The sequence below is a fragment of the Paenibacillus sp. FSL P4-0127 genome, from assembly GCF_038007325.1.
GTDB lineage: Bacteria > Bacillota > Bacilli > Paenibacillales > Paenibacillaceae > Fontibacillus > Fontibacillus macerans.
Genome location: NZ_JBBOWY010000002.1, coordinates 1,007,747 through 1,028,466, shown reverse-complemented (window position 1 = coordinate 1,028,466; position 20,720 = coordinate 1,007,747). Strand labels below are relative to the sequence as shown.

Annotated in this window: 16 protein-coding genes and 1 pseudogene; 7 read left to right on the top strand and 10 right to left on the bottom strand. The window is 52.7% G+C overall.

Features of this window, described 5'->3' with window-relative positions; translation table 11 throughout:
- Nucleotides 1-691: 691 nt before the first annotated feature.
- Together gltB and NYE74_RS30895 are read right to left on the bottom strand one after the other, a co-directional pair.
- Nucleotides 692-5,290 (bottom strand): glutamate synthase large subunit, encoded by a 4,599-nt coding sequence (gltB, locus tag NYE74_RS30900; protein ID WP_036628647.1) that lies wholly within the window; start codon nucleotides 5,288-5,290, stop codon nucleotides 692-694.
- Between the two features lie 326 nt (nucleotides 5,291-5,616).
- Complete coding sequence (locus tag NYE74_RS30895) at nucleotides 5,617-6,198, bottom strand: TetR/AcrR family transcriptional regulator (RefSeq protein WP_036625304.1); 582 nt, start codon at nucleotides 6,196-6,198, stop codon at nucleotides 5,617-5,619.
- A gap of 301 nt (nucleotides 6,199-6,499) precedes the next feature.
- On the opposite strand from NYE74_RS30895, the gene NYE74_RS30890 reads away from it, so the two are divergent.
- Nucleotides 6,500-7,687 carry a UDP-N-acetylglucosamine--LPS N-acetylglucosamine transferase gene (locus tag NYE74_RS30890; protein WP_036625306.1) on the top strand — a complete coding sequence of 396 codons (1,188 nt, stop codon included), beginning with the start codon at nucleotides 6,500-6,502 and terminating at the stop codon, nucleotides 7,685-7,687.
- 68 nt (nucleotides 7,688-7,755) lie between these two features.
- Here NYE74_RS30890 and thpR read toward each other — a convergent pair whose 3' ends face one another.
- A complete protein-coding gene (thpR, locus tag NYE74_RS30885; protein WP_124331797.1) occupies nucleotides 7,756-8,328 on the bottom strand; it encodes an RNA 2',3'-cyclic phosphodiesterase in 573 nt (190 codons plus the stop codon).
- A 145-nt stretch (nucleotides 8,329-8,473) separates the two neighbouring features.
- Here thpR and NYE74_RS30880 point away from each other — a divergent pair, with 145 nt between their 5' ends.
- Entirely contained in the window at nucleotides 8,474-10,171 is a 1,698-nt protein-coding gene (locus NYE74_RS30880; RefSeq protein WP_340926120.1) for a methyl-accepting chemotaxis protein, read from the top strand.
- 80 nt (nucleotides 10,172-10,251) lie between these two features.
- Here the strand turns inward: NYE74_RS30880 and NYE74_RS30875 are convergent, their stop codons facing one another.
- Complete coding sequence (locus NYE74_RS30875; protein WP_326047180.1) at nucleotides 10,252-10,716, bottom strand: Dps family protein; 465 nt, start codon at nucleotides 10,714-10,716, stop codon at nucleotides 10,252-10,254.
- A 294-nt stretch (nucleotides 10,717-11,010) separates the two neighbouring features.
- Complete coding sequence (locus NYE74_RS30870; protein WP_340926119.1) at nucleotides 11,011-11,394, bottom strand: DivIVA domain-containing protein; 384 nt, start codon at nucleotides 11,392-11,394, stop codon at nucleotides 11,011-11,013.
- Nucleotides 11,395-11,577: 183 nt separating this feature from the next.
- Here NYE74_RS30870 and NYE74_RS30865 point away from each other — a divergent pair, with 183 nt between their 5' ends.
- Nucleotides 11,578-12,537, top strand: coding sequence for an MraY family glycosyltransferase (locus NYE74_RS30865; RefSeq protein ID WP_036628648.1), 960 nt, complete (start codon nucleotides 11,578-11,580; stop codon nucleotides 12,535-12,537).
- Nucleotides 12,538-12,605: 68 nt separating this feature from the next.
- Here NYE74_RS30865 and NYE74_RS30860 read toward each other — a convergent pair whose 3' ends face one another.
- From NYE74_RS30860 to NYE74_RS30845, 4 genes are all read right to left on the bottom strand, one after another.
- Nucleotides 12,606-13,952 carry an ABC transporter substrate-binding protein gene (locus NYE74_RS30860; RefSeq protein WP_340926118.1) on the bottom strand — a complete coding sequence of 449 codons (1,347 nt, stop codon included), beginning with the start codon at nucleotides 13,950-13,952 and terminating at the stop codon, nucleotides 12,606-12,608.
- A gap of 21 nt (nucleotides 13,953-13,973) precedes the next feature.
- Complete coding sequence (locus NYE74_RS30855; RefSeq protein ID WP_326047184.1) at nucleotides 13,974-15,269, bottom strand: M56 family metallopeptidase; 1,296 nt, start codon at nucleotides 15,267-15,269, stop codon at nucleotides 13,974-13,976.
- Between the two features lies 1 nt (nucleotide 15,270).
- Nucleotides 15,271-15,648 (bottom strand): BlaI/MecI/CopY family transcriptional regulator, encoded by a 378-nt coding sequence (locus tag NYE74_RS30850; protein ID WP_326047186.1) that lies wholly within the window; start codon nucleotides 15,646-15,648, stop codon nucleotides 15,271-15,273.
- A gap of 173 nt (nucleotides 15,649-15,821) precedes the next feature.
- Complete coding sequence (locus NYE74_RS30845; protein ID WP_326047188.1) at nucleotides 15,822-16,028, bottom strand: twin-arginine translocase TatA/TatE family subunit; 207 nt, start codon at nucleotides 16,026-16,028, stop codon at nucleotides 15,822-15,824.
- 175 nt (nucleotides 16,029-16,203) lie between these two features.
- Here NYE74_RS30845 and ytaF point away from each other — a divergent pair, with 175 nt between their 5' ends.
- The 4 genes and pseudogenes from ytaF to NYE74_RS30825 all read left to right on the top strand — a co-directional run bounded on the left by ytaF (nucleotide 16,204) and on the right by NYE74_RS30825 (nucleotide 18,416).
- Entirely contained in the window at nucleotides 16,204-16,815 is a 612-nt protein-coding gene (ytaF, locus tag NYE74_RS30840; RefSeq protein ID WP_340926116.1) for a sporulation membrane protein YtaF, read from the top strand.
- A 27-nt stretch (nucleotides 16,816-16,842) separates the two neighbouring features.
- A pseudogene (locus NYE74_RS30835) lies at nucleotides 16,843-17,057 on the top strand (peptidylprolyl isomerase); the annotation flags it as partial.
- A gap of 106 nt (nucleotides 17,058-17,163) precedes the next feature.
- On the top strand, nucleotides 17,164-18,105 hold the full coding sequence (locus tag NYE74_RS30830) for a hypothetical protein (protein WP_328272077.1): 942 nt from the start codon (nucleotides 17,164-17,166) through the stop codon (nucleotides 18,103-18,105).
- A 68-nt stretch (nucleotides 18,106-18,173) separates the two neighbouring features.
- Entirely contained in the window at nucleotides 18,174-18,416 is a 243-nt protein-coding gene (locus tag NYE74_RS30825; protein WP_036625332.1) for an NHLP leader peptide family RiPP precursor, read from the top strand.
- A gap of 63 nt (nucleotides 18,417-18,479) precedes the next feature.
- Here NYE74_RS30825 and NYE74_RS30820 read toward each other — a convergent pair whose 3' ends face one another.
- Nucleotides 18,480-20,399 carry a sensor histidine kinase gene (locus NYE74_RS30820; protein ID WP_326047193.1) on the bottom strand — a complete coding sequence of 640 codons (1,920 nt, stop codon included), beginning with the start codon at nucleotides 20,397-20,399 and terminating at the stop codon, nucleotides 18,480-18,482.
- Between the last annotated feature and the right edge of the window lie 321 nt (nucleotides 20,400-20,720).

Sequence of the window (20,720 nt, the reverse complement as noted above, 5' to 3'; positions counted from 1 at the left end):
GCGCTCCTTCCGTAGAGCAATTTAGAAACGTTTTGAAATTTACTGGCGGTTTTTCTCTCACTTTACTTGCCTCGGATAACACTTGAGTTAATTCTGATTGGAAATTTCCAATAGAATTTAAAATGGGGCCCCTCGCTGCAAGTTTGATTGGATTTTTCCAATAGAATTGGTCCACAAAGCGGCAAATTGATCCGATTTGAAGAAATCTATTGGATTTTTCCAATGAATGTATCAGTGTGGCCATCAATCCGGAAATTCTATTGGATTTTTCCAACGTACCACGGGTCAGGGGGATACGGACAAGGAGGTGGAACTGCGGAAGCAACAATACCCGGAGGAGGGTGAGTCTATTATGGAACTGATGCCTGCGTGGAAGCGCTTGGGATACGATGAAGGATGAAGGCTTGAAGAAGGCGGCACTCAATATGCTTCGAGAGGGAATGGAGACATCGCTGGGGATTAAAGTTACAAGGCTGTCCGAAGAGCAAGTAGCGAAACTGAAGAAGCAAACAAGCCAGAAGGAGTAGTTCGAATCTTAAGTTCAGCCGAGAGGCAAGCGTATGTCTCGGTGCTAAAAACCTGACTTTTTGAACTCGCACTTATACAAAAACCCGGAGGCCTGATCAACGCAGGTCCTCCGGGTTTTTCCGGTTTAACTCTCGTATATTCGTTTCAATATGCCGTTATCTCGTCAGTCCTTGCCAGCTCTGGCCAATTCGCGCGCGTTGGCTTCGAAGGCGGCGAGCAGGGCCGCTTCGCCTTTAAGGCCTTCGTTCTCCACTTTGCGGATTTGCTCCAGCATCCGTTTGTAGTCCTTCGGAATGACGCGAACGAACTTCGGCAGGCATTCGTTCCAATTGCCCAGTACGCGCCGCCCCACCGCGCTGTCCGTGTACAGGACATGGCGGCTGATCATCGTGCGGAGCTGATCGGCTTCGGCCGGATCCTCCACGGCTTCGAGCAGCACCATCTCCAGGTTGCAGCGGCCGGCAAAATCGCCGCTCTCGTCGAGCACGTATGCGATCCCGCCGGACATCCCGGCCGCAAAGTTGCGGCCCGTTCCACCCAGGACGACAACGCGTCCGCCGGTCATGTACTCGCAGCCGTGGTCGCCCACGCCTTCGACGACAACATTCGCGCCGGAGTTGCGGACCGCGAACCGTTCGCCGGCGATGCCGCGAATGTACGCTTCGCCGCTCGTAGCGCCGTAGAACGAAGTGTTGCCGATGATAATGTTCTCCTCAGGCACGAACGTCGCCCGCGGCGAAGGCTTCACGATCACTTTGCCGCCGGACAGCCCTTTGCCGGTGTAGTCGTTGGCGTCGCCTTCCACGGTTAGCGTCATGCCCTTTGGAATGAAGGCGCCAAAGCTTTGGCCCGCCGAACCTTCGAAGTGCAGCGTGATCGTGTCCTCCGGCAGCCCTTCGGCTCCGTAGCGGCGCGTCACCTCGCTGCCCAGCACGGTGCCGGTCGCCCGGTTGACGTTGCAGATCGGCAGGCGCGCGCTGACCGCTTCCCCGCGCTCGAGCGCCGGCGCAGCGATTTGAAGCAGCTTCGTCACATCGAGCGTCTCCTCGATCCCGTGGTTCTGCCGCTTCGTGCAATAGCGGCTGCCGCCTTCTGGCAGCTCCGGCATATGCAGCAGCGAGTTCAGGTCGATGCCTCTCTTTTTCCAATGGTCCACTGCTTTAATAGTATCCAGGCAGTCGGTGCGGCCGATCATTTCGTCCAGCGAGCGGAAGCCAAGTTCCGCCATCCATTCGCGCAGATCCTCGGCGACAAACTTCATTAGGTTCACCACGTGCTGCGGATCGCCGGTGAAGTTTTTCCGCAGCTCCGGATTTTGCGTGGCCACCCCAACCGGGCAGGTGTCAAGCTGGCAGACGCGCATCATGATGCAGCCGACCGCCACGAGCGGCGCCGTTGAGAAGCCGTACTCCTCGGCGCCCAGCAGGGCGGCGACGGCCAGGTCCCGTCCGGTCAGCATCTTGCCGTCGGTTTCCAGCACGACGCGGTCGCGCAGATTGTTCAGCATCAGCGTTTGATGGGTTTCGGCGAGGCCCAGCTCCCAAGGCAGACCCGCATGGCGGATCGAGCTTTGCGGCGAAGCCCCCGTTCCTCCGTCATAGCCGCTGACCAGGATCACGTCCGCCCGGCCTTTGGCGACCCCGGCCGCGATTGTGCCGACCCCGGCTTCGGACACCAGCTTAACGTTGATGCGAGCCTGCGGGTTGGCGTTCTTCAGGTCGTAGATCAGTTCCGCCAAGTCCTCGATCGAATAGATGTCATGGTGCGGCGGCGGCGAAATCAGGCCTACGCCCGGCGTCGATCCGCGCACCTCCGCAACCCACGGATACACCTTGCGGCCCGGCAGCTGTCCGCCTTCGCCCGGTTTCGCCCCCTGGGCCATCTTGATTTGGATCTCATCCGCATTGACCAAATAATGCGAAGTGACGCCAAACCGGCCCGAGGCCACCTGCTTGATCGCGCTGCGGCGCAAATCGCCGTTTGCGTCCGGCACGTAACGCGCCGGGTCCTCGCCGCCTTCGCCGGTATTGCTCTTGCCGCCGATGCGGTTCATCGCGATCGCGATCGTCTCGTGCGCCTCTTTGCTGATCGAGCCGAACGACATCGCGCCCGTCTTGAACCGGCGCATGATCGATTCCGCCGATTCGACCTCCTCCAGCGGCACCTTCGGTCCAACCGGCTTCAGCTCCAGCAGGGAACGCAGCGTGAGATACTTTTCGTTCTCTCCTTGAACCAGTTCGGCAAACTTTTTATACACCTTATAGTCGCCCGTGCGCACCGACTGTTGAAGCAGATGCACCGTCTGCGGGTTGAACAAGTGTTCTTCCCCGCCGTCGCGCCACTGGTATTCCCCGATGGAATCCAGCACCTTGTCTTTGCCGTCCTTGTCGGTAAACGCCCGGAAGTGATGGTCGAGCGTTTCCTTGGCCACTTCGCTCAGCCCGATCCCGCCGATCCGGGAAGGCGTCCATGTAAAGTACCGGTCGACAAACGACGCCTCCAAACCGACCGCTTCGAAAATTTGCGCCCCGCGGTAGGATTGGATTGTCGAGATGCCCATCTTGGACAGCGTTTTGACCACGCCCTTGGTTGCAGCCTTGATGAAGTTGTAGACCGCTTTTTCGTACGACACGCCTTTCAGCATGCCTTGGCCGATCATATCCTGCAGCGTTTCGAACGCGAGATAAGGGTTTACGGCGCTGACCCCGTAGCCGAGCAGGAGCGCAAAATGATGAACCTCGCGCGGCTCCCCGGACTCCAGCAGAATGCTCACCTTCGTCCGCGTCTCCTCGCGGATCAAATGGTGGTGCAGGCAGGAGACCGCCAGCAGCGCGGGAATCGCCGCGTTCTCCGGATCGACGTCGCGGTCGGACAAAATCAGGATGTTGTGGCCTTTGGCAATGACGCGGTCCGCCGCCTCGCACAGCGTATCGAGCGCCTTGCGCAGCCCTGCGGCTCCTTCAGCGGCCGGGAACAGGATCGGAATCGTGATCGCCTTGAATCCCGGACGATGCACATGGCGCAGCTTGGCAAAGTCCTCGTTGGACAAAATCGGCGAATCGAGGCGGATTTGCCGGCAGCTTTCCGGCTCCGGCTTCAGCAAATTGCGCTCCGGCCCGATCGTCGTGATCGTGGAAGTAACCAGTTCCTCGCGGATCGCATCGATCGGCGGGTTGGTTACCTGCGCGAACATCTGCTTGAAGTAGTTGTACAGCCGCTGCGGCCGGTCCGAAAGCACGGCCAGCGGCGCATCGTAGCCCATCGAAGCGATATTTTCCGCCCCGGTCAAGGCCATCGGCTCGAATACTTTGCGCAAATCCTCGTACGTATAGCCGAACGCCATTTGACGCAGCGAGATATCCTCATGGCTTTCCTGGGGAAGCTCCGGCGCTTCCGGCAGGTCCTCAAGCGTGATCATATGCTCGCTTAACCATTCGCGGTACGGATTCTCTTTGGCGATCGCCGATTTCACTTCCTCGTCGGAAATGATCCGTCCTTCCCGCGTGTCCACCAGCAGCATCCGCCCCGGGCGCAACCGGTCCTTGTACAGTACGTCCTCCGCCGGGATATCGAGCACCCCGACCTCCGACGACAACACGATCAGATCGTTTTTCGTCACATAATAACGCGACGGACGCAGGCCGTTCCGGTCGAGAATCGCGCCGATCTGGATCCCGTCGGTAAAGCCCATCGCCGCGGGTCCGTCCCAAGGCTCCATCAGCGAGCTGTGGTACTCGTAAAACGCTCTTTTATCGTCATCCATATCGTCCCGGCCGGCCCAAGGTTCAGGGACCATCATCATCGCCACATGCGGCAGGGAACGGCCGCTCAAATACAGAAATTCAAACGTATTGTCGAACATCGCCGTATCGGAACCGTCCGGATTGATGATCGGTTTAACTTTTTCCAGATCATCGCCGAAGGCATCGGTTTCAAGCATCGACTGGCGTGCGTGCATCCAGTTCACGTTGCCGCGCAGGGTGTTGATCTCGCCGTTGTGAATCATAAAGCGGTACGGATGGGCCCGCTCCCAGCTCGGAAACGTGTTCGTACTGAAGCGCGAGTGAATCATCGCGATTGCGGATTCCAGGCGTTCGTCATTCAAATCCAGGTAAAACCGGCCGACCTGTTCCGTCGTCAGCATCCCTTTGTAGACCACTTTGCGGCAGGAAAGGCTGGATACGTAAAAAGCGTCTCCGCCCTCCGCCCCGCCGTACCGGATCGCCAATTCGGCCCGCCGGCGGATTACGTACAGCTTGCGTTCAAAGGCCAGCTCATCCCGCACTCCTTCGGCGCGTCCAATAAACACCTGGCGTACGAACGGCTTGGCCTCCTTGGCCGATTTGCCGAGCATGTCGTCCCGGGTAGGCACGGTGCGGAAGCCGATCAGCCGCTGGCCTTCCTCCTCGATAATTTGCGTCAGCAGCGCCTCCTGCTTGCTGCGCAGCTCCTCGTCATGCGGCAAAAACAGCATGCCGACGCCATAATGGCCCAGCTCGGGCAAAGCGAATCCAAGGCTTTGCGCTTCCGCAGCAAAAAAACGATGCGGGATTTGCAGTAAAATACCTGCGCCGTCCCCCGAATTCGGTTCGCTGCCCTGACCGCCCCGGTGCTCCATGTTCGCCAGCATCGTCAAAGCTTTGCTGACGATATCATGGGAGGCCCGGCCTTTGATATGGGCGACAAACCCCATGCCGCAAGCGTCTTTTTCAAAAGCGGGATCGTACAGTCCCTGCTTGGGTGGTGTAACGGTGTGTTTCATCATCTGACGCAACCTTTCTATAAGTAAAATAAGCGATAATTAACGAAACATTTCATGAGTCTGATCACCTTTGCTTGGCCGGATAAGCCCGGAACAATCTTTCTTTTATTCTAACGGAAAATGTCACGTCTGTTTTTGCACTATATTCTATTTCTTTTGCACTATTGATTATATTTTTCAGGGAACTCTGCCGCTTCTTGCCGCGAAAGCGTTCTTACTTATGCAGGATATTCTTCCGGTGTGAATATCAGCCAAAAAAAAAATCCGCTCCCGGCCTTACGTTCCGGAAACGGATGATGATCGGCGAGATAGCGGGTTTGCCCGGCTTATTTTACCGGCGACAGTCCGCTTGCCAAAAAATCGCGGATGAAATTTTTGATCTGGTCTTTGCTTAAAGGTTTATGCGCTTTGTTCCAATCCGAAGTAAGGGTGATGTACAGCTTGAACACCACGAACGAAACCAGCTTGGGGTCGAAATCGCGAATCTCTTTGCGCTCCGCCGAGCGGGAGATGTGCCGTTCCAGATAATCCAAAATGTTGTTCTCGACCCGTTCCAGACCTTCGCGGGCCTTGGGCGTGCCGATTTCCCGCACTTCCTGCGACAGCTTGATAAGCAGCTCATGCTCGCTCCGGTACTCCAAGATCGCATCCATCACCCGGTGCAAATTATCAAAAAAAGGCTTGTTCTCGTCCACCTCACGCTCAACGATCCGGCGCATATCGACAATCACGGAGCGCAGGATTTCATCGAACAGCTCCTCTTTGTTCTTAAAAAAGGTATAAATCGTTCCCTTGGCCACATTCGCGATTTTGGCCACATGGTCCATCGTCGTCGCTTTGTAACCGAACAGCGAAAACGATTTTTCCGCGGCTTCGACGACCTGCTTGCGGCGGTCCACCAGTACCATAAGGGACACCTCCTTGTACAAAGTACATGATATAATCTAAGAAATAAACGCATAAAAAAATCAAACGAAATATCATTTTTGGTCATTAAGTCAATTTTCACTCTATCACTATTAAGTATCGGCTGCAAGGTGTTTTATCATCTTTTGGGGACATGCCCGAATTCCCCATCTGCGGCCGCCTCCCCGTCCAAGGTCCAGCGCCGTACCCGTCCCGAGCCCCTTTAAACCGATGAAAAAAAGAAATAAAATATCCATAGGAAAAAGAGAGAATCCGGATTAAACTTTGGAGCAGGTGAACGACATGCGCAAAAAAAGAGTACTGATCTTATCGGAAGGATTCGGAAGCGGCCACACTCAGGCCGGACACGCTTTGGCCGCCGGTCTTAGAAAGCTCGCTCCGGATATCCAGACGAAGGTGATGGAGCTCGGGTCGTTTTTGCATCCGACGGTAGCTCCGTGGATTATATCCGCTTACCGGATGACCGTGAGCACAAGTCCGGCCCTGGTCGGCAAGCTTTACCGCAAAAATTACGAAAAACCCGTGAGCAAACTGACGCGCCTGGCGCTTCATAAAATGTTTTATCAGCATGCCGCGGATGTGATCAATCAATTGGATCCCGATCTTATCGTTTGTACGCATCCGATTCCGGCCGCCATCGTGTCGCGGCTGAAAGCGTCCGGGATCGATATCCCGTTATGTACGATCATTACCGATTACGATGCTCACGGCTCCTGGATCAGTCCCGGCGTGGACCGGTTTCTCGTCTCCGCGCCCGAGGTAAAGGAGCTGCTGCTGGGCCGCGGCGTAAGCCCGGCCAAAATCCAGGTGACCGGCATCCCCGTCCATCCGGAATTCTGGGTCAAGCAGGACCCCGCTCAGGCCAGAGCCGAGCTGGGACTCAAAAATATGCCCACCGTGCTTGTGATGGGCGGGGGATGGGGACTGTTGTTTGACGAGGAGCTGATTGCCGGAATAGCGGGTTGGCTGGATCAAGTGCAATTCGTGTGCTGCGTGGGAAGCAACGGCAAGCTGGCCGAAAAGCTCCGCAACCACCCGGCCCTGCAGCATCCCCACATGAAAGTTCTCGGCTTCACCCGCGAGGTGAGCAAATGGATGGACGCCGCCGATCTTTTGATCACGAAGGCTGGGGGCATGACCTGCACCGAAGGGTTGGCCAAAGGCATTCCGATGCTGTTTTTCGAAGCGATTCCGGGGCAGGAGGAGAAAAACCGCGAGTTTTTCGTCAGCCATGGCTATGGCTCCGAATTGACTTCGCTGGACGTTTTGGACGATTGGCTCGCCTTGATCCGCAGCGGCAAGGGGCATTCCGCCCCCGTTCAGCCGCGCCGCACGCGGACCGCCCTTTCCTCGCCTTACCGGCCGGGCCAATGCGCCGCAAGCGTGCTGGAGATGCTGAAAACGGCGGACCGCTTGTCCTCCAGAGCTCATCTCCCCGGCAAAAGCCATGCCGCGCAGCGGGCCAACTAGCAGAGCGAGAGAAAAAAGCGCCGGCCGGAATTAACCGGCAAAACCGCCAGGCCCGCCAGGGCCTTTTTTCATTGGCTAAAGCTGACGGTGGCCACCGTCTCGTACATGGGGCGTTCATGCATATGCGTGCGGTAGACCACCAAGCGGTCCGCCGTCCACGAACCGAACGCGGCAGCCTCCTTCAGCGCCTCGGCGCTTATCGCCGCCGCGTCTTCGCGGTATTTGCGGGCCAGCGTAATATGCGGGCTATAGCGCCGGTCTTCGGGGACGAAACCAAGCTCCCGGTTGGCTTCGGCAACCTCTCGGTGCAGCCGGCCCAGCGCCGGCAGGTCCCCTTTCACTCCGGCCCACAGCACGCTCGGACTGGCCGGCCGGCCAAAGGTGCCGCAGCCGCCCGCCTCCAGCGAAAAAGGGGCAACGCCAAAGGCCGCTTTCGTAAGGGAAGTTTCCAATTCCCCCAGCCGCTCGGGCGGCATGTCTCCCAAAAATTGCACCGTAATATGATAATCCTCCGCGTGCACCCATTTGCGGAACGGCAGCCGGTCCCGCCGCTGGCGGCACCAGTCGTCCAGCTTCCGCTTCACCTCGGCCGGAATGGGAACCGCCACGAACAAACGCCATTTCTCCCCGGTTTCTGTCATGTCGTGTCACCTCTTGTGATTTTTTTCCCAATATTTTATTTTTAGTGACGTTGTTTATTTGATGCAAATATTTTCTCATTATAATGTGTCTTAGACCATTCTACATATTCAGACATCATTCCGCAAAAAAGATAGGGGAGAAACCATGGGATTCGCACAAAAAATAACTTCCGTGTTAATCGGACTGCTCGTTATCGTCGGGCTTTTGCTCGGTTTTTTCGGTTACCGGATGACGTACGCCCAAGTCGAACAGTCCGTCGGCATCGAAACCGTAGGCTGCGCCAACATAACGACCGGCCTCGTCGATCCGAAGGATATCGAAGCATTGGCTCAAGGGGACAGGTCCGGCCTGACGGAACTGGAGAAACGACTGAACTGGACGGTGGCCCATAAGCCGCTGTTCAAGGAAGCGTTCCTGATGTCCCTGGACGGCAAAATCCTCGCCGCTGACGAAAATTTGCAAAAACGCGGGTACCGGGCAGGGGATTCGTTCTACTTCAGTCCGCAGGACCGGGATATGATCATGACGATGAAACATTCCGTTTATACGAAGGTTTATGACTACGATGGGGCCAAGCTGCTCAGCGGTTACGGACCGATATACAGAAACCACGATCCGAACCGGGAGATCATCGGCCTGATGGTCATTAACTTCGACGCTTCCATTATCGGGGAGCGCACCTGGGATATCATCGCGCTGCCGTTCGCCGTCGGCGGGGTCGTATTTTTGGCCGCCGTGGCGTTTATTTACTTCTTCATTCACCGCATGATCCGTCCGCTGGAAACTTTGTCGGGGCAAGTTGGCCGCGTCGCCCAAGGCGATTTGACCGTGGAGCCGCTGCTGCTAAGCAGCCGGGATGAGGTAGGAAAGCTGACGAGAGGTTTCGGAGAGATGATCGTCGGTTTACGCCGCCTGATTTCCGAGGTGAACGATATGTCCATGCAGGTGGCTTCCTCTTCGCAGGAGCTTTCGGCCAGCGCCGAGCAGACGGGACGGGCGGGAGAGCAGACTGTGGACATTACGCAGAAGCTGGCGGAAGGCGCGGAGACGCAGCTCCGCAATTTGGAGGCAAATTCGGAGGCGCTGCGCGAAATGTCCGGTACGATCGCTAGAATCGCAAGCCGGGCCGAAAACGTGGCGCAGGCGGCACGGCAATCGTCCGAAGCATCGCGGCAAGGCGGGGAATCGATCCGCCTCGGCAGCGGGCAAATGGAGACGATGGAGCTGAAAATCGTGCAGCTTTCCTCGCTGATTCAGGGGCTTGGGGACAATTCCAAAGAGGTCCAAAGCATCCTGGACATCATGACGGAAATTACCGCCGAAACCAATCTGCTCGCGCTTAACGCTTCGATCGAAGCGGCCCGGGCCGGGGAGCACGGCAGCGGCTTTGCCGTCGTCGCCGCCTCCGTCCGCAAGCTTGCGGAGCGGTCGGCCGACTCCGCCCGGCAAATCGCCGCGTTGATCGAGCATATCGTGAACCAGATCGAAGCGACCGGCCGGGCGATGGACGAGACCGTTCTGGAAGTTAGGCGCGGCGCGGAGCTGGTCCGCAGCGCCGGGCATTCGTTTGCCGATGTCGGCAATTCGGCGGAATTTACCGCCCAGGCTATAACCGATGTCAGCGGAAACGTACAGGCGCTCTCCGACAGTTCGCAAAGGCTGGTTCATTCGCTGGAGAACATCGTCAAGTTCGCGAACCAGACCGCGGAGAACGCGCAAAACATGTCCGCCGCTTCCGAGGAACAGCTCGCCGCGATGCAGGAAATCGATGCTTTGGCCAGCTTCTTGTCTTCCTTGTCGGAGAAGCTTCAGGGGCTCATCGACCGCTTCAAGGTGGTTTAAGCCTTGCAAAAAGACCTGCCCGGCAGCGGTTCGGCTGCCAAGGCAGGTCTTTTGTTTGCGGCGGTGTTTAATCGGCCAGCTTATTTGCCCAGGTAAGCGTTCAGCATCCAACGATGTTTGTCCAGGGCGGAAAGAACGCCGAGAAGCAAATCGCCGGTCGCTTCATCTTCAACGCGGGCGGCCGTTTCCATGGCGTCTTTCAGGTCGCTCGACAGCGTCTCGAAGTCGGCGACAATGGCGGCTACCATTTCATCGGCCGTCTCTTTGCCGCTCGCTTCCTGCAGGCTGGCGACCGCCAGCGATTCGCGCAGCGTAGCTACCGGAGTTCCGCCGATGGCCAGCAGGCGTTCCGCGATATCGTCGATGTATCCGGCAGCTTCGTCGTACAAGGATTCGAATTTTTCATGCAATGTAAAGAAATTCGAGCCTTTTACAAACCAGTGGAAATTGTGCAGCTTTGTGTACATCAGAGTCCAGTTTGCGATTTGCAGGTTCAATTGTTTCTGCAGCTGTTGATCAACTTGAGTCATCGTTTGATTTGCCATTTTAAATTCCTCCTATGTCCAAAAATTTTAATGCCCTTTTCGCTTCGATTTGTGTCTTTTAAAATCTTAAATTTAGACTAAATCTAAATCTTGTTTATATATTACCACTTGACGTCCCAAGTTGCAAGTCTTGGAAACATGAACATCCCGTGAAGATTGAACAGGGCTGTTAACAGGGCTGTTTATTTTCGGGGCTACCCGACTATTCTTCGCCTAAAGCGGCGCCAATATGCAAAAAACCGGCGCCTTTCGCGTCGGTCCTTAGAATGTTCACATCCTTTATCCGTTCCCTATTTATTTGTCCTTGCGAACCTGCAGTTTTAGCTGCTCCAGGCTGCGCTCCAACTGGCGGATCCCGTCTTCGACGAGGCGGCGGTCCACGGCGTTCTCCAGCTCAAGCTGCGGCTTGCGGGCGGCGAACGCCTTTATCTCTTCTTCCCAATAAGCCTGGCGGCGCTGGATTTCCTTATATTTGTCCAGTAAATCGGTGATGATATCGTAAAAGCGCTCATAGTCGACGATGATTTCGTCAAGGAAACGATCCACGTCCTCCTTGTCGTAACCGCGCATTTTGACGTCAAATTCCTTTTCATGAATGGAGAGCGCATCCAGCTTGATGCCAAGCTGTTTGAACAGACCTTTCTGGTCTTCAAGTTTACGCGAGTAATCGTCTTGCATGCTTATTATCCCCCCGTACGGTTCTTGCCTTTTCCTATAATGTACCACAGATACGGGCTTCGGTTCACCCTTCGCCTGTTAACTGTATGCAGCTATTGTAGCATGTATTCGACAAGTTTTAAGATTCTTTTTATAATATGGGATGTAAAAGTCAATAAGTCTATCCATCTGGTGGTGAGCAAGATTTTATACGTACTTTCCTTTTTGCTATCGTTTTTGATCGTTTATTTTCTCATTCCGCCGCTGGGCAAGCTGGCCTTTCGTCTCGACTTTGTGGACAAGCCCCGCGCCGACAACGAGCGGAAAATCCACCGGCAGCCGATCCCGCTGACGGCGAGCTACGCCATTTTTACCGGTTTTTTTGTTTCGTATCTGCTGTTCACGCGGGATTTCTCCTGGGAAACCGGGGCGTTATTTGGCGGAGGCTTGCTGCTGCTGGCGATCGGCACCGTCGACGATTGGTACAAAACGAAAGGCCGCGATTTTCCGGCGCTGCCGAAGCTAATCGTGCAGGTATCGGCAGCCGTGCTGGTCTATTTTGCCGGCATTCAATTCAACGGGTTCGTGAATCCGCTAAGCGGCCAATATGTATTTCTTCCGGAATGGCTGCAATTTATACTGACGATTTTGTGGATTTTCGGCGTAACGACGGTGGTCAATTTCTCGGACGGGCTTGATGGGCTGGCCGGGGGATTGTCGGCGATATCGGCCGTAACGTTGTTTGTGGTGGCAGTGACGAAAGGACAAACGAACTCCGCCATGCTGTCGATCACATTGATCGGGGTTACGCTCGCTTATTTGCGCTATAACAAACCTCCGGCCAAAGTGTTTATGGGCGACGCCGGAGCGACTTTCCTCGGCTTTATGCTGGCCGTGATCGCGCTGGACGGCGCATTTAAGCAAGCGACGGTGCTGTCCCTGTTTATCCCGGTTCTGGCGCTCGGCGTGCCGATCTTCGACAATCTGTTCGTCGTCATTAAGCGGATGATGGAAGGCAAATCACCGTATCAGGCCGATGCCAGCCAGGTCCATTATCGGCTGCTTCGCGCCGGCTTCAGTCAGAAACAGGCGGTCGTGGTGCTTTATTTGGTCAGCACCTGCCTAGGGCTGTCCTCGATTATATTGTTGCTGCTGCAAACATAACGACGGCGCGCGGACAAAAGCAAACGGCCGGTCTCCGAATTTGGTCCTTCGGAAGGCCGGCCGCCCGTTTATTTTTTCTTCAAAAGATCATCCAATATAAATTGCCCCGCTGTCTGAATTTGCTTGATAGCTTCGTCCAAGGAAACTTGGTTTTCCGCAACCTTTTGCAGTTCTCTTTGCATCAGTTCTTCGAACGATGGATAAAATTTGTCCGGAATATTGTCTTCCATGCTATGGTTTGCAATATTGGGTCTTAGTGAATAAAAAGCGTTAAGGTCAATTCCGAGGTCTTCATAATGCCCCCTTCTGGACAAAATAAAACCGTCCATGGTCTTCCCCTTCACTCTCGCGTAATCGTCGCTATTCACGTATTTGATAAACTCCCATGCCGTTTCCGCATTAGGCGATCCGTTTCTAATGGACCATATCTCTTTAAGCTGTATGTCATTGGATAGATCGCGTGCGTGCGAATCGACCGGCCCGGCCGCCGCTCCCAATGAAAATGCGGCATAGTCCCGATTCCTGCCCTGCGCATTTTCAAGATCCTGGAGCAAAAGCAAATCATCCACCGTCATCGCCATAGAACCGTTTATAAACGGATCGTTCATTAAATAATCGCGATATGTACTGCCTGTCCGCTCATCCGGCGGAATATAAACGTTTTTAGAGGCGCAAGCATCCAGCGCAAGCTGCAAAACTTCCCGCCAAGCATCCGAATTTATCGTGACTTTCATATCTTTAGAGTTAACAACGCGCAGTCCTTGTGTTAAAGCGATACGATCAGCCAAAATGTCGACGGACAGGCCGTCCTTTAAGCCAAATCCGTATAATCTTCCCCCATTGCTATCGTACTGCGGAAACCGCTTGGCCAGCTCAATCAGTTCGGCCCAAGTCATTTTATCCTGAGGGGGTGTTATTCCGTATTTTTCAAACAAGGTTTTATTGTAAAAAACCGCCGTTTCGTAAAACCGGGGGCTTAGCCCGTAAATTTTTCCGTTCCCTTTCTCTTGCAGCAATTCGATAATCGCGGGATAGATACTTTGCAAATCATAATTGTCTTTATGGATAAACGTGTCCAATTCCATGAGCAGTCCTTCTTCGATATACCGCTCATATTGCTCCGCCTCCAACAACAGAACATCCGGCTGCTCCCGCTTTATAAATTCGATTTCCGCTTTGTCCACATCGTCTTCGGAAGCGTAGTCTATATGGCTGTAGTCCAAAACTTCAATTTCTATATCGGGATATTTCGCTCTAAACACGTCGCCATATTGCTGATTGAAATATTCCTCGCTATAGTACATCACTTTCAACGATTTCGGTTTATTTGGAGCCGCTGGCGGACTGCCTGCGCACCCTCCGAGAAGCAGTGCAAAGATGATCAATATCCCCCATGCGTATTTCCCCTTAAACAATTTAACCGCCCCCGGTATATCTCAATTTTTATCCGAGATTTCAACCAATTTTTCGATGCGGCCATCGGCATTCCGCACAGCCTCTAAATCGATCGCGCCGTCGGGAAAGGTGAAAAAACGGTAAGTCCCGTTCCCGTCCAGTTCATCCGCAAAAGAACGGACTAATTTGCCGTGGTAATAAAAACGGTGCATTTTTTTATCAAAGGTTAAACCATACTTTTCATATACGGCATAACTCTGCGCGGTCTCTTCACTGTCCATCCAGTTCGCCGTGCCCGCTTGCTCCCGGACCGATGCAACGGCTTCTTCAGCATACGATCCGGCGGCCGCTTCTTGATTGGCCGGAAAGGCTATCCCCGAGCCTATTGTTCCTAAGAGGATAAGACCAAGGACAACGATTCCGTTCTTTTTCTTGGCTATATCCATAATGCTGAAAATTCGCTGCTTCATCTCTTTTAAACCTCCGTGAAAATTGGTGGAAAACATCGTTTGCAGCTTGGATTGATTCCTGATTACCCGAAGGATCGTCTCGCTGTATTGCTGCCTTGCGGCATCATCCGCCCCTTTCACCACCTCCGCATCGCAGGAAATCTCGCATTGCTTGGCAATCGACTTGGCCATCAGATACACCGCGGGGTTAAACCAGTGCATCGCCGCCGCGACAAATACCAGGCTTTTATACCAAAGATCTTTTCGTTTAAAATGAATAAGCTCATGCTTGAAGATATACGGCAATTCATCGGCGGAGAAATGCTGTGCGGGCAGTAATAAAGCCGGGTTTACGAAACCGGTGAGCATCGGGCTGGTCACGCAGGGGACGATATGCAATCCGACCTGTTTGGTTATGCCGAGATCGCTTTTAATGTTCAACAATATTTCATACATTTGCGGATCTGCGGGTTGTCTCCACCGTTTGACCAGCTTGAGAAAACGATAATGCTTCAGGCCATAATAAGCGGCGAATATAACAACCCCAGCCAGCCATAAGCCTCTCGCCGCTTGCTCCCAGGAACTTGCCGCCGTCAATCCCAAGCTCTCTTTGCCGGCCGGGATTAAAGCTTGGGTGCCCGCCGTATGTCCATATTCCTGCATGGCTTGACGAACCTCGGCGGGGGGAATAATATTCACCGGGATTAAAGCCGCGCCGGCGTGGAACCTGAGCGGAAAAATAAGTCCGGCCACAATGATCGCCCAAGCATAGTAAATCCATTTTGCGGCATATCTTTTCGACAGCCACGGTGTGACGGCCATAAAGCCAAATATAAGGACGGTCATGGAAATGGAACACTCGATCAAGGTACTTAGAAATCCCCGCATTTTACTTCCCCCGTTCTCTTACCCAATTTACCAATTCTTCAATATCGCGGTCGCTGAGCCGTTTTCCGTCATACAGCGCATTTACAAAGCTAAGGAAAGAGTTTTCGTGATAAAGTTGCATAAACTTTCCCGTTTCAAACTTGAGATAATCCTCCTTGGTTACAAGCGGGAAATAGGTGCGTTCCTTGCCTTTTTTCTCCGTTCGCAGAAAACCTTTTTCAACCAGGCGCATCATGAGGGAAATGACGGTGGGCGCTTTCCACTCACGTTCGTTGCCCAGCTGTTCCATGACCATGGCTGTCGTAATCGGGGGTTCATTGGCCCAAGCGACCTTCATGATTTCAAACTCGGTGTCAGGCAGTTTTTTGAAGCGGCTCATTCGCTATCCATCTCCTTTTTAGACAATTGCCTATAATGATGTTATACACTTGCCTAAAATGAAAGTCAATACTTTCCAAAGCTGACCCGCTGAAAAAAATTTGTCTATTTGATGGCAATCATGACCCCCAGAACAAACAAAAAGCGCCCGCGAGGGCGCCTCATTCTTTTATGCTAAGATGGTTTATTCGTTTCCGTCGCGGTTTGGATTTCCTGAGTTTTCTCCTCCTCAACGATATCCCCCCGCGCTCCTCTCTTGAACTCCTTCAACATCGTGCCAAAGCTGCGCCCAAGTTCCGGTAGTTTGCTGGGACCGAACAACAGCAGCGCAGCTATGACCAAAAGCAGCAAATGAGAAGGACGCAACAAATTCTCAAGCACATTTATCACCCCTAAGGATTATCTTTGTGGCAATTATACTACTTTATAAAGATAATGAAAACCTTTTATCGGCGCCCCTTCGTCTTCTGCGGACAGGATAACGGCTTCTTCCAGAAACCAAAAACCGCTTCTAGGCATATGCTGTGTCATCACGTAACGCAAAGGAGCGAACATCATGGATTCTTACGGTCTGTGGGCTGTCATCGCCATTGGACTCGCGTCCAACCTGGATAATGCGGGTGTCGGTATTGCTTATGGGGTGCGGAAAATCCACATTCCCTGGTATTCCAATTTGGCCATCTCCTTCATTTCTTTTCTGGCCACTCTAGTATCGGGGCTGTTCGGCAGTTGGCTCTCCCTGTGGTTTCACCCCTGGATCGGGCAAATACTGGGAACGCTCGTCATCGTGGGGGTCGGAGTATGGGTACTGCTGCAGCCGTTCATCGAGAAAAAACCGTTGCCCCCGGCAAACGGAGCAAATTCGCTTACCCGGCTGCTGCGCAATCCCGAGGAAGCCGATACAGACAGTTCCAAATCGATCAGCCTGGGGGAATCGATCGTGCTGGGGATCGCTTTAGCCATGAACGCGTTGGCGGGCGGATTTAACGCCGGAATCACGAGCCTGAATATTTGGTACACCTCGCTGTCGGTCGGCATTTTCAGCTTCCTATTGCTGGCGTTATGCTCCGGATTCGGCGAGAAATACGCCGCGGAAAAACTCGGCGACTACGCCACCGTCATCTCCGGCCTGCTGCTGATTTTTATCGGAATTCATCAAATGCTATAAATAAAGAATAGAACATGTAAAATTTAGGTGGCTCCGAATACCGTAAATAACTTTATTTCGCTGGTGAAAAGCGGATTTTACGACGGAACCACCTTCCACCGCGTCATTCCGGACTTCATGATTCAGGGCGGCGACCCGGATGGCAATGGTACCGGCGGTCCGGGCTACGGCATTAAGGGCGAATTCCCGATTCGGCCGGCTCCCAATTCTTCATCATGGTTGCGGATGCCCCGCACCTTGACGGCGACTATACCGGGGACAGACGCTGTCTCTGGCGAATTGGAACAAGCACGGCCTCTCATTATATAATGATTACAGGTTTCCTAATTTATGGGGGAGGTCGTATTCTTGAACTGGTTTACTAGTTTTGAAAAAGAGCTGGAAACAGCTTTCAGCGACGCGGAAAAGATTTTATCGGGAATGCCTGAAGCCTTCCGGGGACAAGCTGCCGCCTACCTTGACAGGTTTCACGCGCTTAAAAGGGGCGTTTCCCAAAACTACATATGCTACTTGCTGCCGTTTTGGCTGCAGGAGGCTGCCGGCACCAAAACGGAGGACAGCCGGCGCTTAACCGTCGCCATGATTTTCGTCATGATGTATTACCATTTGATCGATGAAGTAATGGACGATCCGGAAGCCGCGGATAAACGGAAACTGCCGTTGGCGAATCTGATTCAGCTTGAATTTTTACATATTTACGGCAGCTATTTTCCCGCCGCTTCTCCATTCTGGGGCTATTTCCGCAAATACGCGGCGGAGTGGGCGGAAGCGGTCGCGTTTGAGAACGAAAGTGATTTTTTCCAAGAGGACCCGGTACGGGTGGCTCACAAGGCCGCTCCGGTCAAACTGTCCGTTGCTGGGGCGCTGCTGCTGACCGGGCGGGAAACGCGGATTCCCGCTTTAGAAGCGGCGGTGGATACGGTACTGGTCACCCTGCAAATGCTCGACGATTGGGAGGATTGGGAGAAGGATTTAAGGGAAGGCAGCTACAATTGCCTGATCTCCGCCGTCCAGCGGGAGCTGCAGATCACTAATGACCGCCGGCCTACGCCGGAGGAGATCAGAGAGGCGTTGTACGTGCGGGACATCCTGCTCACCTATGCGGAACGCACGGATCAACACACTGCGGCCCTGGCCACCGCCGCCCCCGACCTTACGCATTTGCGGGAGTTTCACGAATATCTCCGGCAAAGCCTCAAACAAGGGGCGCAAGATCTACGGGAGCAGCGAAATTTGTTGATTCATGGCGGACTGGAGTATTGGCTGTCGAAAAACAAGTCGCTTACCTAGCACTTTGCCGAGTTCCATGGTATAGTAAAGAGGAAATATTAACCTATTTTTCAGGAAAGGGTGATCTTATGACAACAGGAGCTCTCCTTCAATCGCAAGTTATTGAGAAAGCATGGCAGGACCCCAGCTTTAAGGCGAAGCTGCTCGCCGACCCGAAAGCCGCTATTCAGGAGGCACTCGGCGTAATTCTCCCGGATCATATCAAAATTAAAACCGTCGAAGAAAGTTCTGACGAATTTTACGTGGTGCTGCCGCCCAATCCGGCAAATGTAGTGAAAAGCGAGATTAAACCGCTTGGAAGTTGGGGATAGTTAATAAGCCAGACTCAGCGACGTCGGGCAGTTAACACCAAAACGGACAGGGAGCGGAAACGCTTATCCGTTAGATTGTTCCTCTTGATTTACGGAGGGAAACCGGATAACAACTTCCGTTCCTGCCCCTCTCTCACTTGTAAAGTGTATTTCGCCGTTCATCACCTCGATAATCCGGAACGTAACCATCAGCCCCAATCCGGTCCCTTTGGTTTTGTTGGAGAAATAAGGCTCTCCTAGCCGAGCCAACACCTCATTGTCCATCCCTTCCCCGTTGTCCTTAATATGAATCACGATGCTGTTCTCTTCCTCATAACCCCAAATCAGAATCTCGCCCTCCCCATTAAGCGCTTCGATACTATTTTTAATAATATTAATGAACGCCTGCTTAAATTTTGAGGAGTTTCCCCGAACATAGAGATTTTTGGGAATATGAACGGAGATTTTGCCGCCTTGAAGGTTGGCGAGCGGAATTAATATTCCTTCGATATGGATAAATTCATCAAGCACATTCAGGGCCGTCACCTTCCCGGCTTCAGGCTTGGCAAAAGTCAGAAAGTCCGTAATAATCCCCGACGCACGATCCAATTCTTCCAAGGCCATGCTTAAATAAACTTTATCTGAGTTTTGCTGTTTCTCGGCCAGCAGCTGCAGAAATCCGCGAGTAACTTGCAGCGGGTTGCGAACCTCATGGGCTACGGAAGCTGCCAGTTCGCTAATGATCTCCATTTTCTCCGAACGCTGCAGCTCATTGTTAAACATCTCCAACTGCTTGGAGTACTCAACCACTTGCTCATGATTGGCGGCAATTCTTCTGCCCAAAATAATAACCAGTGAGACGAGGAAGCAGACGACTCCCCATTTCCATAAAGAAAGTTTATAATACCCGCCGTTATAATAATACTGTAACAGGTCCCCAACGCAGATCAGCGCAAAAGTAATAAATCCGGCGAAAAAAACAACCGCCTCTTTGTTCCGATTCATGATATAGATCGTTGAGGTGCAGGCCAAAATAATAAACTCTGCAATCATGATGTATCCGACTAATTGAACGGTAACCACGGAGTAGATCGTGTAAAAATGATTAGACGACATCTCATTGACAAGCATCACAAGGAAACAAAAAATAAAGTAAGCGACTAAAAACTTCCGAGTATGTCGAATGAGGCCACGGTACCCGGGACCGAATATTTTTTCAAAGAAAAAGATCACCGAGGGAAGCATGGTAAACAACGATATGTCAAACAGCATCAACAATAATGAGCCCGCTGTCGTATAGTCGAAAAGCCAATTTACAAACGGTGAATACGTAAGCACGAGCAGCCCGCTAGATAAAATGACCGCGCAGAGCGAAAACCACATCGACATATTTACATATTTCAAAAAAAGAGAACAAACGAGCATAATTACGGCGATAAACATAAGCGTACTGCCCACAATCAAATCCGCAATGTTGCCTCTGACAAAGTCCTTCATCAATCCCTGATAATGACCGATTTTGATATCATCGAAAACGCCAATTTTGTTGGTAGCTGACGATACTCCAATATAGACTGTTTGCCCGGAATTTTCAGCGGTGATCGGGAACAGGACGCTATTTAGGTTATAGTTGAATTTTCGCTGGGTTTCGTAAACTTGAACTCCATCCATATCAACTACAATGTGCCTACCGTATATTTTATCGATTAGAACAACCAGGGAATTGTCGGTTAATTCGGGAAGCTGGATCTTGATCCATTGGGCCATCTCCGCGTTTGGCTTCAACGGAATCTTCTCGCCCGCTTTCACATCGATCCAACCATCAAGCGCCTCAAGCTGCTCAATGCTCATCTGCGGATCTAAGCGGTCAGTCCAGGCAATTTGCCAGCGATCTATTTTGATAACATCCGATCCCGAATCGCTTGAACTATTAAATAGAAAGACACAAAAAGCCGCCAGAAGCAGCACGAAAAAAACAGCCACGCCTTTGATCCAAGACTTCATTACAGCACCTCTGCACTTAAGATAAAACGAGCTACCTTGTACATTTCGCTACAATCCCTATTAAAACCTCCAATTTTATGGAAATGTAGAGAAATTTTTTTAAGCTTTATGCACCACAGTTATTTTAACGTTTACATGAAGTTTTAGCTATGAATAGGTGCAAAAAAATGAAAGAAAAATTTGGCTCAACCTAATAATCAGCACTTGACAGGGAAGGGCGGTGGGTTGGTCGGCAGATCAATATCCACTTTCCGGACGCTTTGCACGAATATCCCGTTTGATCCGGAAGGGCAAGACACCGGAAAAAATGAAAGGTCCGTG